The sequence below is a fragment of the Streptococcus sp. FDAARGOS_192 genome (genome assembly GCF_002073815.2).
In the GTDB taxonomy this organism is placed as follows: Bacteria; Bacillota; Bacilli; order Lactobacillales; family Streptococcaceae; genus Streptococcus; species Streptococcus salivarius_H.
The window spans coordinates 309904-323673 of the sequence record NZ_CP020431.2; the positions used below are offsets into that span (position 1 = coordinate 309904).

The following is a 13770-nucleotide window of genomic DNA, read 5'->3' on the forward strand; positions in this document are numbered from 1 at the left end:
TAATGACTAGAGAAACATTATTTATGAAAGCCATCAATGAAGGGCTCGATCAAGCCATGGAAAGAGACGAGCGAGTTGTTCTCCTAGGAGAGGATATCGCAGGTGGTGTTAATGTTGAACACTTAGAAAATAATAATGAGGATGCCTGGGGCGGTGTCATGGGTATCACACGAGGATTGATGCCGAAATATGGCAGGGAACGAGTTATTGATACTCCGATTTCTGAGCACGGCTATTTATCAGCTTCGGTTGGAATGGCGCTTACGGGACTAAGGCCTGTACCAGAGTTGATGTTTAATGATTTTATTGGATTCTGTTTTGATGCCCTATTAGGACAGGCATCTAAGATGCGTTACATGTTTGGCGGTAAAGCTAAAGTTCCCATGGTTGTTCGTACTATGCACGGGGCAGGAGCTTCAGCTGCGGCGCAACACTCTGGATCCTATTACGGTTTATTTGGATCGATTCCTGGTATTAAGGTGGTCGTTCCTGCTACCCCTTATGATGCCAAAGGATTACTCCTAGCATCAATAGAGGATGATAATGTAGTTATCTTTTCTGAGGACAAGACTTTATATGGATTAAAAGGGGAAGTGCCAGAAGAATACTATACTGTACCAATTGGTAAGGCTGCCGTTCGTAGAGAAGGTAAGGATTTAACAATTGTGACAATTGGTAAGATGTTGTATGTAGCCTATGAGGTCGCCGACCGCTTGGCAAAAGACAACATTTCTGTAGAAGTGATTGATCTTCGTACAGTTGCTCCATGGGATGAAGAAACAGTGTTAAATTCCGTGAAGAAAACTGGTCGTTTAATTATTGTGGATGAGGCAAATCCACATAACAATACTGCAACTGATATTGCATCTGTAGTTTCAGATAAAGCTTTTGATTATCTTGATGGACCAGTGAAATGTGTTTGTGCACCAAATACTCCTGTTCCATTTGCGACAAACTTAGAACAAGCCTATATTCCTGATGCGGATAAGGTTTTGAAAGTAGCTGATGAATTGATTCAGGACTTGAAAGGATAGGAGGGCGCTTATGGCAACAGAAATTTTAATGCCCAAGCTCGGCCTAACCATGACTGAAGGACTCATTCAAAAGTGGTTGGTCCAAGTTGGTGATACAGTAACAAGTGGTCAGCCTTTATTAGAAATTAGTTCTGAAAAATTGACTAGTGAAGTCGAATCCCCTGCTTCTGGGGTTGTTCTAGACATTGTGCATGGTGAAGGTGTTACAGTTAAATGTAAGGAAGTCGTTGGATGGGTTGGTCAGGAAGGAGAGGATGTAGGAACCCAAGAGGCTCCTGCACAAGAGGAAACTCCAACTGAAGTCGCTAAAGATTCAACACCGTCTAGTCCTAAATCTACTACAGCACCTATAGCTCGTACTAGTGGTGAACGCATTTTCATTACACCGGTGGCTCGTAAGATGGCTGTTGAGAAAGGCTATGATATCTCCCTTATTAAAGGGACAGGTGGAAATGGTCGTATTACAAGACGTGATGTAGAAGCTTACCAACCAAGTCTTGTTGTTGATAAGGTTGTAGAACCTCTACCACAAGCTATGACCTCAGTCCAATACGGTGAGGGACTCGAAGGCATGCGTAAGATTATTGCCGAACGTATGATGAGCAGTCTTCATTCTTCTGCTCAATTGACACTCCATCGTAAGGCTGATTTAACTGAGCTTTTGAAATTCCGTAAAGAACTTAAGGCCAAGGTCCATACTCCACTTGAAAATGGTGAACTAGGTATTACAACTCTATTAACTAAAGCAGTAACCAAAGCTTTGAGAGATTTTCCATCTTTGAATGCTTGGTATGGCGGGGGCGTTCATCAGATTCAAGAACGCATTCATATTGGTATGGCAACAGCTTTGGATGATGGTTTGGTTGTCCCTGTGATTCGAGACGCAGACCGTATGACTTTAGCAGATCTTGGTCAAAGCATTAAGACTCTGGCTAATCAAGCTCGAAAAGGTACACTTCCATCTGACCTATATAGTGGTTCTACTTTCTCAATTACGAACCTTGGTGGGCCAGGTGTAGAATACTTCACACCAATTCTAAATTTCCCAGAGGTGGCAATTCTTGGAGTAGGAGCAATCCAACAAGCTTTAGCATTTAATGAGGAGGGAGAAGTTGTTCAAAAAGACTATCTTCCATTGAGTCTGAGCTTTGACCATCAAGTCATCGATGGTCTCCCAGCCGCTGAATTTTTAGCACAAGTTATATCTTATCTTGAAGATCCTTATCTCCTTATCTTCTAGTGGATTTAAATTTTGCAAGGTTAAGATTATCAATTAATAGACATATTATAGGTTAAAATATAAAGTTTTTTGCTAACCTTGTCTAGCTCAATAGCTAGCGTAAAGCTTACACAAAGAGAAGACTAACTTGGTCTTCTCTTTTCGTGTTGCTAAGGGGGAGAGCTTTTCTTAAGTCAAGTGGGAATTTGTCTATCAATTTCCTAATGTCTTTTAATAACAATATACAAAACCCATTTGTGATTTTGCCTTTCTTCAATCTTTGAAAAGCCAATACTTGTTAATAACTGACTCAATTCAGAACTTGTTCCATAATCTGTCATATGATACTTAATTTTTTCTTTTTCGGAAGCAATAATCAGAGTGGAAGGATTGGACATGACTCGATAGATTTCCTGAAAGCTTTGTTTTAAATCTTTCCAGAAAATATGGGTCTGAATGGCAAAGACAAGATCAAAATAATGATTTTGGTAGGGAAGGTTTTCGACATTTCCAACTATCAGCTGGACACTATCGTTTTCTATTGACTTTAAAAGCATCCGTTTAGCAGTTTGATAAGACTCCTTGGAAATATCAATGCCATGAATGTCAAGATTTTTATCTAAAGCAAGTAGGTTTTTGATAGTGCTACCACCGCCATAACCGACTTCTAAAATACGACTATTGTTAGGGATAGTGGTTTGTTTTATTGCCCAAAGGCTGAGTTCCTTAAAATAGGATGACCAGATGTTGGTAATCACTCGGCCAACAAGACCACTCGGATTTCTAGATTGCTTTATAAGATATTGAATGAGCATGTTCCCTCCCATTTTTGAAAATAAAGTTTGAAATATAGATGGTTTAAATTCAAACTTTATTATAGAGAAAGCAAGTAAGAATAGCAAGGAAAAATGAAATATATACACATATATTTCAAACTTATGCTACAATTGGTAATAACAGAGGTATTCACATGAATCAATATCAAAAGACGACTGAGAAAAAGAAGCAAGCGGTTATTCAAGCAGCTTTGCGTTTGTTTAAAGACAAAGGTTTTAAGGAAACGAGTATAAAATCTATTGCAGAGGCAGCAGAAGTATCTCCTGTTTCTATCTACAATTATTTCGGGAGCAAAGATAACTTGGTAACTCTCTGTGTTAATGACTTGTTTGAAGAAATAACCCAGCAAGCCGAGGATATTTTAAAAAGTAATCTAGCTTTTAATACAAAATTAGACCAGGCTTTAGACCTATGTCAGGAGAAAATGAGTCAGCAAATCTCGGACTATTTTCAAGATAAAATGGTGGAAGATTCTGTTTTCTCAACTCTCCTAACGAAAGCAATCACTGCAAAAAAACGTGACATCTATCGTGCTTATATTCATCTCGGAAAAGCAGAGGGCCTTATTGCTGAAGATCTATCGACAGAGCTTATCTTAAATGTCATGGATGCTCTTAATGGTATGGGAAATCAATTATCCCATAGTGACAATTTAGAGACAGAGGTTGAGCAAATTCATCAGATCTTTTTGTACGGTATTTTAGGAAAAAAGAAATCATGATTCTCCTAATTCTATTATTGTTCACAGCTAGCAACATCCCATCTCAATCGGTTGTATATTCTCATGCATGGGTGTAAAATTTACTATATAGAGATAAAGAGGAGCAAGTTATGGAATTAAAAGATTTTACAGAACAAGAACAAAAGCAAATCGAAAAAGGTTTGAGCACAGCTGAGATTTCTGATAAGGAAGCGGCTAAGAAGTTACTCGCTCTCGTACCACAAGAATGGATTAAACGCATTCCTTTCTTTGTCAGAGGGCATGCGACGACTAAGACAGTCGAGCGTGTAGCCAAGCAATATCCTGAACTTTATGCAGCGGCTAAGCGCCAAGGGGACCTTCCTGAAAAAGAGAGAGAAGAGCTCCGTAAAATCATGTCAGGCATCTTTGAAGAAAAAATGAATAAACACAAGATTAAATAAGATTTTTAAAGACAATGTATTTATTTCTACAATTACGAATTAACCTTCCATAAAAAAGAGATACTGTCAATTTTACCATCCCGTTACGGAGAAAAAATGAGCAAATTTATTTCAAAACAATCAGTCGCTATCTGGTATGTACTGTCTGCCCTCTTTGCTACATATATAGTAGGGCAAGTTATCCTATGGTGTTTCCCAGACAGGAGTAGTCTGGGTGCCTCACTACTGTTTATCCTAATGAACTGTGTTCCCCTGATTATGGCGGCTGTCTTTTCTCTTGTGTTGAGTGAAGTCAAATCCTTGGGTGAATTCTTCAAAAAGGTCTTTCTTCAAAAAGAAAGTCCCCTGTCCTGGATTCTAGCTCTCTTCATTCCAGTCATCTACTATGGAATCTCATTCTTTCTCAGGAATGTTAGCTTTACTGGGAACACCTTCTTGGCCTTCTTACTATATTTTCCCTGGACCTTTTTATATGGGGGGCTGGAAGAAGTAGGTTGGCGTTGGTTTTTACAAGAACATCTTTACTTTAGTAAGCACTTTATAACTAAAATGATGGTTCTTTCCATTGTCTGGTTCCTCTGGCATATCCCTATCTATCAACTCCCTTGGATTACAGCAGGTTCCTCCAACTATCTCGTTTTTTACCTGATGATTTTAGGAAATACTTTTCTATTTGGAGCTCTCAAAGAGTATTCGAAAGGAGCTGCTCCTTGTATCCTCGCTCACATGCTGATCGATAGTCTGGCTGTCCTTATGCTGGTTCAGAGCTCTCTTACTCAGATTATCCTTCTGGTTATTTTCGAAATCCTACTAGCCTCTTGGCTGGTGGCGGTACGAAAATCATAGAAATAGAGTTGAACCTCCCACTGAATTTCGGTGGGAGCTTTTCTTTCCTATCTGTTGATATAATGACACAGTTTCATTTTTAGGAGGTGACTCGTTTGGCCAAGGATACATTTCATCATCAAAAGGCTGAAAAAGAGAGAGAAGAGCTCCGTAAAATCATGACAGACATCTTTGAAGAAAAAATGAATAAACACAAGATTAAGTAATGTTGTATCAAAAGAGGTATAAGTCTACAAACTTATACCTCTTTCATATCTTTACTTCTTACTTGATTTGGATAGGGTGATGGCAACCATTGTCGCACACAGGAAAAAGGCTGCTAGTAAACCTTTTGTAGTCGTGGTCATAAAGGGTTTATCAAAGACATAATAGTTATAGACAGAAAATCCCAGTCCAATAAGAGTTACAATAATCGACACAACAAATAGCGTCATCCATAATCTTCTTTGAGTCATCGTCAACCTCCTGTTTGTATTCGTTTTCTTTCTGCCTATAGTATAACATAAAAAACCTTAGCTAAATTCCAGAGAGTGGATTGGCTAAGGTTTTTCATATTATTTCGTCAAGACAACCGTATCGTTTGGATCACGGTCATCATCTTCAATAGTCAGCTGATTGCCGTCGAGTTTGTAGAATTTGGTATCATCACCAATCGTTAGACTTTGATTGTCAGGGTTAACTGTTACAGACTTGCTTTCCTTCTCGCCATCTGCTTCGTCCTCTTCCCAAGTTCCAGTATTTCCAGAGATGGTAAGAGTAATACGATCATTTTCATCAGTTCCTTTATAGGTGCCATCTAGCCCTTCAGTCTGTTTAGAAACTTCAGAACTTTGTGAAGATGAAACCTTACTTGAACTTTGTTGGGTGCTAGCAGAGCTTTCAGGTGTTTGAGCTTTCTGGTTTGAGCAGGCTGCTAAAAGACCAAGAACTGCCATAGAGGCAAGAGAAAGTGTGAGTTTTTTGGACAATGTCATAGGCTTTGTCTCCTTTCTTTGATACCTTAAGTATAGCAAACGCTTACAAACAAACCAAGCAAAAGCCCTTTTCTGAAAATAGTTGAAAATCACTCTTCAAATTCTCAAAGGCATAATCTATTATCCCCATTTAAACTATGCTATACTGATAAAAAGCAAGAAGGAAGGTTCCTAATGACAACTACCAATCCACGTCGCCAGTGCGAGCGACTTTGGGCAGCCAATAAGTATCTGGTGCTCAGCCATTCAAACAAGATTTACCTAGAAATCCGTAACTATCTCAAGAATGATGAGGTTAGTTTGGATCAGGTTCAGGCCTACATTGATCAAGCACTTGACCTTCCTGAAAATCCTGGTCAGGTCGTCAATGCCTTTCAACATATCTGGGGGTATTTTAAGAAAAAGGCGACTGCCAGCGAGAAGGAAATGTTTATGGCCCAACTGGAAAGCTATGCGACAGGTCGAATTCCTCAGATGTGTTTGGTGGCATCCGTCAAAGAGCTCCTCATCAAGTACCCAAATCGCTATCTGGAGGAGTCAACCTTAATTAATGGGGGTTCAAAATGAGACTATGGCATCAAGCCTTGATTTCAAAACTACCCCGTCAGCAATTATTAGGGCAGCACCGAGAATGTTGTGCCCTTCGTGGTAAGGGATGGCAACGCAAACATGCGACGGTTAACTATGTTTTTGATTATTCACCGTATCGCTTGTTTAAATACCATGAGCTCATTATGCAAGAAATGACGGAACGTGGCTATCGTGTTAGCCCAGAGTGGTTGGACAAGGAGTATCGAGGCAAACAGATGCCAGCCTACGATAAGCTTGAAGCGGAGACATTACCAGTCATCATCTACCCAGAGCATGATGCTGCCTATTTACAGGAATGTCTGGACAATCTCAAGCAAAAAGGAATCGTCATCTAAAGGAGGAAAACGATGCATTTATTTAAGTGGTTAGCATCTAAAAAGAAAGCAGCAGAAGGCCTTGTCATGCGTATTTCGACAGCTGATCAGGTAGACTATGCGACGATTACAAACCCAAGTGACAGTGATATCTGGGATGCTTTGGTGCAACTTCCAGTATCCTACGATAGTCTCTATCTCACTTATAGCGAAAAAGGGGCAATGAGTTTTATCTTTGTTGAATACGAGGATGACAAGTATCGCTTGGAACATGACACACCTGAGCTAGGATTAGAATTGACCAATGTCGCACGTGTATCTCAACAAGTTGCCAGAGATATCCTTATTCGCTTTTCGAAAGAGCACTCAGTGATTTTGGACGACCATTGGAAACAAGAGAAAGTAAGGTAATCCTATGGCCTACCTTACCCCAGAAACCAGACGAAAACGGCGAAAAGGCTTTTGCTTAATTATCGAAATCATTTGTCTGGTTCATTTTGCAATCATTGTCCCTCGTGACCGAGTTTTTACGCCTGAAAAATGGGCTCGTACTCCAGATCACATGCGCCATAAATTCATGTGGAGTTTTCACCGGCAGTATCAGCTTGAGGGCATGACGAGAAAAGAAGTTGAGAAACTCTTAGGCAAGGGGAGTGATCTTCAAGGAAGTGTTGAGTACAAGCTGAAGGACGATTGGATTGGTGGTTGGCGTGTTTACCATATTGACTATAAGCAAGACCGTGTGATTCGTGCCAAAGAAACCTGGCAAGATTGGTGAGAATGAGCTTTCTCTTCCCCTAAAAGTAGTATAATCAAGGTGTAAAGGTAATCGTTTTCAAAAGAACGAAGCTGTCTTTTGATTAGAAATGGAGGACAAACTCATGACCCTATTTATGTCTAAACTGATGAGCGGTATTATGGAACTGCTCATAGTCTCTGTCATTCCTTTTATCACTTGGTTAATTTGGAGCAGGAAAAAGGTCGGTTTCTTTGACTGGATTGGGTTGAAGAAAGTTGAGAGTCAGAAGAAGAGGCAATTATTACTGACCATTTTGGGTATTAGTCTACTTTTTCTTCTTTTTTCGATTGTGGTCTTTAGTTGGTTTGACTCTAGCCAAACGGCCACAGCAGATTTTTCTGGAAATGGAATTGGAGCTCTTCCTGCTATTCTAGCCTATGCTATCTTAGGGACTGCCTTGCCAGAAGAAATCTTCTTTAGAGGTTTTCTATTAAAAAGGATGCAAGGAAAACTAGGATTTCTAGGAGCAAATCTGGTTCAGTCTCTCTTATTTGGTCTCATCCATGCACTTATGTTTATGCAACTAACTGGTTACCTTAAGGCTTTTGCCATTTTGGTCTTTATCAGTCTCATAGCTTACGTTTTTGGTGCTATCAATGAGAAAAAAGCAAGTGGGTCCATTCTTCCAAGTGTCTTTATCCACGCCTTGGCCAATACGGTTGTAGGGTTGCTCTTTGCCTTCTCCCTCATTTAGATAAAATTATATAGAAGAAAGTTATCATGGATGAATTAAAAGATATCAAACTTAAAAACTATCAGTACCTAAATGAGGTCGCTATCAAGGGAGAGACGCTCTTCACGGGCTCCTCTCTCATGGAGCTTTTTCCCATTTGTGAAATCGCTAGGAGTAGAAGTATCGACGATATCATCTACAATCGAGGCATCAGTGGTTTGAATACGGATGAATTTCTCCAACATATCCATCCCCTACTTTTGGATTTGCAACCGGCCAAGGTTTTCATCAATATCGGTACCAATGATATGACCGAGGACCCTTATGGAGACCAGTGGTTCCACCATATGACGGTAAATATCAGACAAATTCTGGAGCAAACACTAGCTATATTGCCCCATACCAAGATTCACCTCATGGCTTTTTACCCAGCCAATCTACATCTGCCTTGGCAGACACCGGCATCTATCCAGTGGATGAAACTGCGGACTCCTGAAAATCTTGACCGCTGTAACCAGGCTCTTGAGGAAATTGCCAAAACCTATGGCTGCCACTTCATTAATTGTAATGCTGATTTGGTTGATGATAGAAAAGAGCAGAAGGCTGAGCACACCTATGACGGCGTCCACCTTTATGCCAATGCTTACTTAAAAGTCTTTGAAGTTCTGGAGCCATATCTCCTGCATTAAGAAAATATGAGAGAATTTCCAGTTCTTACTCGCTTTTTTCCCTTGATTACAGTACAATAGACGTCAAAAGTGAAAAATTGAAATGAGGTATCCCTATGTGGAAATGGTTTAAACGACTCATTGTCCTCGTCATTGTGCTCTTTTTTGCAGTGGCGGCTCTACTTATTCCGGACAAGATCGACAGTCAGGACCAATTAAAAAATGTATCAACACAAACATCCCTTGCTGATTTAGCCCAGGCTGGTATTGGTGGGGCGTCCCTTTCATCAGGCGGAGTTTCAACTGAGATTAATCTTGACAGTAATCAGTTTCGTCAAATCCTAAAAGCAAGCATGGCTGATTCTAATGACGAGACCTTGCAAAACAGTAGCGTAGAGTTGAATGATTCCTATCTAACAGCTAAGGTTCCCGTATCTCTTGGACCTATCGAATCAACATTCAGCCTTGATTTTACGGTCAGCACTAACAAGGAAGTCATCCTACTAGATTTGGCAGGTGCCCACCTGGGTCGCCTTCCAGTTCCAAAATCACTGGTTCTGCCTTACCTCAAGAAGAGCATTGCCCAGTCAAGCAGTGGTGTTCAAATGGTTAATGACCAAATTCAGCTCAAGCTTCCAGAAATCGGCTATGAAATTGAGCAAGCCTCTGTGACCAATAGCAAGATGAAGGTTAAACTTAACATTCCGATTTACTTGCCAACAAGTTGGTAATCCATAATGAATCTTTCAAAACAAGTCCATAGTCTGGACTTGTTTTTTGATACCTTCACTTCTAAACTAAGAAAGTTAAAGAATTCTTGAAATAATAGCTTTAAATCCCTCAATCCCCTAGAAAATGAGCTTTTCCTATGCTATCATAAGATTGTAAAATTGATAAGCGTCTGATACTCATTGAAAAAGAGTTATTTCACTGAGTTAAAGAGTTTTAGGATAGTAGTTAGGAGGAAAAAATGGACGCTTTAAAATATATCACACCCAAATTTTTCACTACCATCAGGAATTATTCTAAGGGCCAGTTTCTTAAGGACTTAATCGCAGGAGTCATCGTGGCTATCATTGCTCTCCCCTTGTCGATTGCTCTTGCCATTGCCTCTGGTGTTAATCCTGAACAAGGTCTTTATACAGCAGTTGTTGCAGGCTTTTTTATTTCCTTTTTAGGAGGTAGTCGGGTTCAGATTGGTGGACCTACCGCAGCCTTCGTTGTTATCATTTATGGCATCATCGCCCAGTATGGTATGGCTGGTTTGACCCTTGCCACGCTCATGGCGGGACTCATGCTTATTATCATGGGGCTCCTGCGTTTTGGTGACCTGATCAAGTTCATTCCAAAAACCATCACACTCGGTTTTACCTTTGGGATAGCTGTTGGGATTGTGGCTGGACAGGTTAAAGATTTCCTGGGCCTTGAGATGAAGTCCGTACCAGCTGAGTTCTTAGAAAAACTTCTAGCTTATGGGAAGCATCTTCCAAGTATTAGCTGGCCGACACTTGCAATTGGTATCTTGGCCCTAGTCATTCAAATCTTTTGGCCACGTTTTTCTCAGAAAATTCCAGGATCCCTGGTTGCCATCCTTGTAACCACAGCCATCGTAGCTTTTGGTCATCTGCCAGTCAAAACCATCGGTGACCTTTACACCATCAAAGCAGGACTTCCAAGCTTCACAGTTCCTGACCTATCATTTTCTTTGATTCGTCAAATGATTTCGCCAGCCTTCACTATTGCCATACTAGCAGCCATCGAATCCCTACTTTCTTGCGTTGTTTCAGACGGGATGATTGGTGGTAATCATCGTTCTAATGCGGAATTGATTGGCCAAGGTGTTGGGAATATCATGTCAGCCCTTTTTGGCGGGATTCCGGCAACGGGTGCCATCGCCCGTACCGCAGCCAATGTCAAAAATGGAGGACGGACACCAGTAGCGGGGATGGTTCATGCCCTTACCTTGCTTCTGATTTTACTCTTTCTCATGCCTTATGCCTCATTGATTCCTATGACCTGTTTGGCCTCAATCCTAATGATTGTCGGTTATAACATGAGCGGTTGGCGTACTGTCGTTCGAATGATCCAACGTGCTCCTAAGAGTGACGTAGCAGTCCTTATCGTAACCTTTATCTTAACTGTTTTCTTTGACCTAGTGGTTGCCATCGAATTTGGTATGGTCCTAGCAGCCTTCCTCTTCCTCAAACGGATGTCCGACGTAGCCCAAGTTCGTCAGTGGGTGGACAAGGGGAATCTAGAAGATCCTATATTGTCTGAGGATAGCGACTTGAAACAAGTCCCTAAAAATGCAGTCGTATATGAAATCTTCGGTGCCCTCTTCTTTGGTGCAGCCAATAATTTCCTGAATGTTATCAATGACGACGGTAAGAATGTCCTTATTCTACGCATGCGCAACGTTCCAGCCATGGATATTTCAGGTCTGGATGCCCTTGAGGAAACGCTTGCTATCTGCCGAAAACGAGGCATGACCTTGCTTCTTTCTCACGTTAACCCCCAACCCTACCGAGTTCTCGAAAAATCAGGCTTCATCCAGACTATCGGTCCAGATAATATCTGCGAGTCGACGGACCAAGCCCTTGAAAAAGCAGTAGCCCTAGCAAAAGAAGGCTAGACAAATCCATTTTGCACAAGAAGAAAAAGCCAGTTCAACTGAACTTGGCTTTTTAAAATACGCGATAAACATAGGGATTATCAGGTTGACCGACCTCTTTAACCTCAGTCAAATTGAGGATAGGGAGGCTCTGTTTAAGATTTTGATAGTAATCCACAGTGATGGTACCAGTGACTTTTACCCAGGTATTATCCTTGAAGGTTTGGTCACTTCCTCTCGTCGCCAGTCCGTAAACACCTGAATCAGCGATACAGTGGATAATACCGAAACGGAAGATGAACTGATAACCCTTGGTCTGTGGGTCATTGTAAACAAAGCCGGTATAGGTGACCTTCTTGCCCATGAAATCGTTAGGATAGAGGTAGATGAGCTCCATGACTTCCATGTAATTTTCCGTGGTAATCTGGATGGTCTCACGTCCCTTGTACTTGGCTAGCTCCTTGGTCATCTCCTTCTCATAAGCTGAGGAGGTGAAGTAGGAGCTAGTGTCTGGCTTCAAGTACTGGATAGTCGTTCCCTCTTGGTCGGCCTGGTTAGGATCGCTCCCTGCCGCCAGTGGAAAATGATAGCCCTTAGCTGATACGGTATTGGCATCCAAGGTTACTGTTGGCACCAAGAGCCCCGTAAGGACTGGAAAGGCCAAGAGAACGATGCTGGCTACCTTGGCTACTCGACCTGACAAATGCGAGTGAACCTTCATCTGCTTCATCCAAACAATGAGTTGAACCACAGCAAGGATAAAGGAAAGCACCATGGAAATGTAGGCCAAGTAGGAGTAGTGGATATTAATGTACTGGTTGAGCTTGCCAGAAACTTGCAAGTACATGACCAGCTCAAAATACCCAGATAAGATGAGAAAACGTAACATTAAATCACCCCCAATACCAGACAGTAAATGATTGTCACCAGACTTGCGGTTCCTACGAAGAGACCAACAAAGCGTGTCTTAAACTGGTGTTTCATCATGATTAGGTTCTTGATATCAACCATAGGACCGATGATGAGAAAGGCCACCGTTGGTGCCACTCCAAAACTAGAGAGTAAGGAAGCCCCGATAAAGGCATCGGCCTCTGAACAAAGCGAGAGGATAAAGGCCAAAAGCATCATGATGAGGATGGCTGTCACCGAATTGTGCCCGATTGTCGTGAGAATACGGGTAGGTAGGTAGGTCTGCATACTTGCGGCCACCAGGCTCCCGAAAATCAGGTAACGCCCAGTGTCGAAAAACTCATCTACCGCATGAATCAAGGCTTGAAAAACTTTCTTACCAGCTGACAAACCACTATAGTCGTGCACATGACTGACCTTACGATTGTCCTTGAGAATCTGGTCATCCACCACAAAGCCCAGCAAGATTCCCAAAATCATGGCAATCAAGAAAGCTCCGAGAAAACGTAAAATCACGTAGTACCAAGAGTTCCCAAAGGCCGTATAGGTCGCAAAAAGAACGACTGGATTAATGATAGGAGCTGTTGCCATGAAAGGAATAGCCGTGTAGCTAGGCACTTTTTTCTCTAAAAAGCGCGTGATAATGGGAACAATCCCACACTCACAAGAAGGGAAAATAAAACCAATTAGAGTTCCAAAGAGAATAGCCAGAACCTTGTTTTTCGGCAGGAAGTTTTGGACCTTTTCAGGAGTCACGAAGACTTCAATAAAGCCAGACAAGATGCTTCCCAACAAAACAAAGGGCAGAGCTTCGATAATAATAGATAGAAAAACTGCCAGAAGCTGCAAAACGCTATCTGGTAGTTGATGAAAAATAGCCATAACTATTATTTCTTCTTATCTTCTTGAAGACGTTTGTCCTTCTTAGGATCAGTTCCCGCCTTCTCAAAATCAGGGATAGCCGCAAAAGATGCCATCATGCTTTCAAGTTCATTTGTTTTTTTCTGAATAACCGCCATAAAAAGCCTCCGAGTTAAAATAAGATACTAAGAGCGTCATTTCTGACAGAAAATTAGGGCATCGGCCGAAGAAGCTTTGCTTCTAGGAAGATGCATCTATTTTCCGAAAGAAATAGCCCGAGTTCAGTTGCAA

The 13770-nt window shown here is 41.3% G+C and carries 19 protein-coding genes; 13 read left to right on the top strand and 6 right to left on the bottom strand.

Annotation, left to right across the window (positions count from 1 at the left end):
- Positions 1–2: 2 nt before the first annotated feature.
- Entirely contained in the window at positions 3–1034 is a 1032-nt protein-coding gene (locus A6J31_RS02610) for an alpha-ketoacid dehydrogenase subunit beta (protein WP_004182823.1), read from the top strand.
- Positions 1035–1044: 10 nt separating this feature from the next.
- Positions 1045–2274, top strand: a complete 1230-nt coding sequence (locus tag A6J31_RS02615; RefSeq protein WP_061652225.1) for a dihydrolipoamide acetyltransferase family protein — start codon at positions 1045–1047, stop codon at positions 2272–2274.
- 200 nt (positions 2275–2474) lie between these two features.
- Here the strand turns inward: A6J31_RS02615 and A6J31_RS02620 are convergent, their stop codons facing one another.
- Positions 2475–3068, bottom strand: coding sequence for a class I SAM-dependent methyltransferase (locus A6J31_RS02620; protein WP_073689493.1), 594 nt, complete (start codon positions 3066–3068; stop codon positions 2475–2477).
- A 155-nt stretch (positions 3069–3223) separates the two neighbouring features.
- On the opposite strand from A6J31_RS02620, the gene A6J31_RS02625 reads away from it, so the two are divergent.
- The 3 genes from A6J31_RS02625 to A6J31_RS02635 all read left to right on the top strand — a co-directional run bounded on the left by A6J31_RS02625 (position 3224) and on the right by A6J31_RS02635 (position 5079).
- Positions 3224–3811 carry a TetR/AcrR family transcriptional regulator gene (locus tag A6J31_RS02625; RefSeq protein WP_002890542.1) on the top strand — a complete coding sequence of 196 codons (588 nt, stop codon included), beginning with the start codon at positions 3224–3226 and terminating at the stop codon, positions 3809–3811.
- A gap of 110 nt (positions 3812–3921) precedes the next feature.
- Positions 3922–4233: a hypothetical protein gene (locus A6J31_RS02630; protein WP_064523345.1), complete on the top strand. Its 312-nt coding sequence runs from the start codon at positions 3922–3924 to the stop codon at positions 4231–4233.
- A gap of 96 nt (positions 4234–4329) precedes the next feature.
- Positions 4330–5079 carry a CPBP family intramembrane glutamic endopeptidase gene (locus A6J31_RS02635; RefSeq protein WP_064523347.1) on the top strand — a complete coding sequence of 250 codons (750 nt, stop codon included), beginning with the start codon at positions 4330–4332 and terminating at the stop codon, positions 5077–5079.
- Positions 5080–5336: 257 nt separating this feature from the next.
- Here A6J31_RS02635 and A6J31_RS02640 read toward each other — a convergent pair whose 3' ends face one another.
- Both A6J31_RS02640 and A6J31_RS02645 read right to left on the bottom strand, forming a co-directional pair.
- Positions 5337–5534, bottom strand: a complete 198-nt coding sequence (locus A6J31_RS02640) for a hypothetical protein (RefSeq protein ID WP_014634186.1) — start codon at positions 5532–5534, stop codon at positions 5337–5339.
- Positions 5535–5633: 99 nt separating this feature from the next.
- Positions 5634–6053, bottom strand: coding sequence for an SP_0198 family lipoprotein (locus A6J31_RS02645; protein ID WP_002890547.1), 420 nt, complete (start codon positions 6051–6053; stop codon positions 5634–5636).
- Positions 6054–6227: 174 nt separating this feature from the next.
- On the opposite strand from A6J31_RS02645, the gene A6J31_RS02650 reads away from it, so the two are divergent.
- The 8 genes from A6J31_RS02650 (at position 6228) to A6J31_RS02685 (ending at position 11730) form a co-directional block, all read left to right on the top strand.
- Positions 6228–6620 carry a YbgA family protein gene (locus tag A6J31_RS02650; protein ID WP_014634187.1) on the top strand — a complete coding sequence of 131 codons (393 nt, stop codon included), beginning with the start codon at positions 6228–6230 and terminating at the stop codon, positions 6618–6620.
- Positions 6617–6979 carry a TIGR02328 family protein gene (locus tag A6J31_RS02655; protein WP_070439310.1) on the top strand — a complete coding sequence of 121 codons (363 nt, stop codon included), beginning with the start codon at positions 6617–6619 and terminating at the stop codon, positions 6977–6979. Before A6J31_RS02650 ends, A6J31_RS02655 begins: the two co-directional genes overlap by 4 nt.
- Positions 6980–6991: 12 nt before the next feature.
- A complete protein-coding gene (locus A6J31_RS02660; protein WP_064523356.1) occupies positions 6992–7369 on the top strand; it encodes a hypothetical protein in 378 nt (125 codons plus the stop codon).
- Positions 7370–7373: 4 nt separating this feature from the next.
- On the top strand, positions 7374–7736 hold the full coding sequence (locus A6J31_RS02665) for a hypothetical protein (protein WP_060971544.1): 363 nt from the start codon (positions 7374–7376) through the stop codon (positions 7734–7736).
- Positions 7737–7839: 103 nt separating this feature from the next.
- A complete protein-coding gene (locus tag A6J31_RS02670) occupies positions 7840–8451 on the top strand; it encodes a CPBP family intramembrane glutamic endopeptidase (RefSeq protein ID WP_064523359.1) in 612 nt (203 codons plus the stop codon).
- 26 nt (positions 8452–8477) lie between these two features.
- On the top strand, positions 8478–9119 hold the full coding sequence (locus A6J31_RS02675) for a GDSL-type esterase/lipase family protein (protein WP_064523361.1): 642 nt from the start codon (positions 8478–8480) through the stop codon (positions 9117–9119).
- 95 nt (positions 9120–9214) lie between these two features.
- Positions 9215–9829: a DUF2140 domain-containing protein gene (locus tag A6J31_RS02680; RefSeq protein WP_080610388.1), complete on the top strand. Its 615-nt coding sequence runs from the start codon at positions 9215–9217 to the stop codon at positions 9827–9829.
- 239 nt (positions 9830–10068) lie between these two features.
- A complete protein-coding gene (locus tag A6J31_RS02685; protein WP_064523364.1) occupies positions 10069–11730 on the top strand; it encodes a SulP family inorganic anion transporter in 1662 nt (553 codons plus the stop codon).
- A 52-nt stretch (positions 11731–11782) separates the two neighbouring features.
- Here A6J31_RS02685 and A6J31_RS02690 read toward each other — a convergent pair whose 3' ends face one another.
- From A6J31_RS02690 to A6J31_RS11770, 3 genes are read right to left on the bottom strand one after another with little or no spacing between them, the layout of a single operon-like run.
- Positions 11783–12598 (bottom strand): TIGR03943 family putative permease subunit, encoded by an 816-nt coding sequence (locus A6J31_RS02690; protein WP_002890557.1) that lies wholly within the window; start codon positions 12596–12598, stop codon positions 11783–11785.
- Positions 12598–13500 (bottom strand): permease, encoded by a 903-nt coding sequence (locus A6J31_RS02695; RefSeq protein ID WP_002890558.1) that lies wholly within the window; start codon positions 13498–13500, stop codon positions 12598–12600. The genes A6J31_RS02690 and A6J31_RS02695 overlap by 1 nt, the downstream gene beginning before the upstream one ends.
- Positions 13501–13505: 5 nt before the next feature.
- Positions 13506–13637 (bottom strand): SPJ_0845 family protein, encoded by a 132-nt coding sequence (locus A6J31_RS11770; protein WP_002885949.1) that lies wholly within the window; start codon positions 13635–13637, stop codon positions 13506–13508.
- Positions 13638–13770 lie beyond the last annotated feature (133 nt).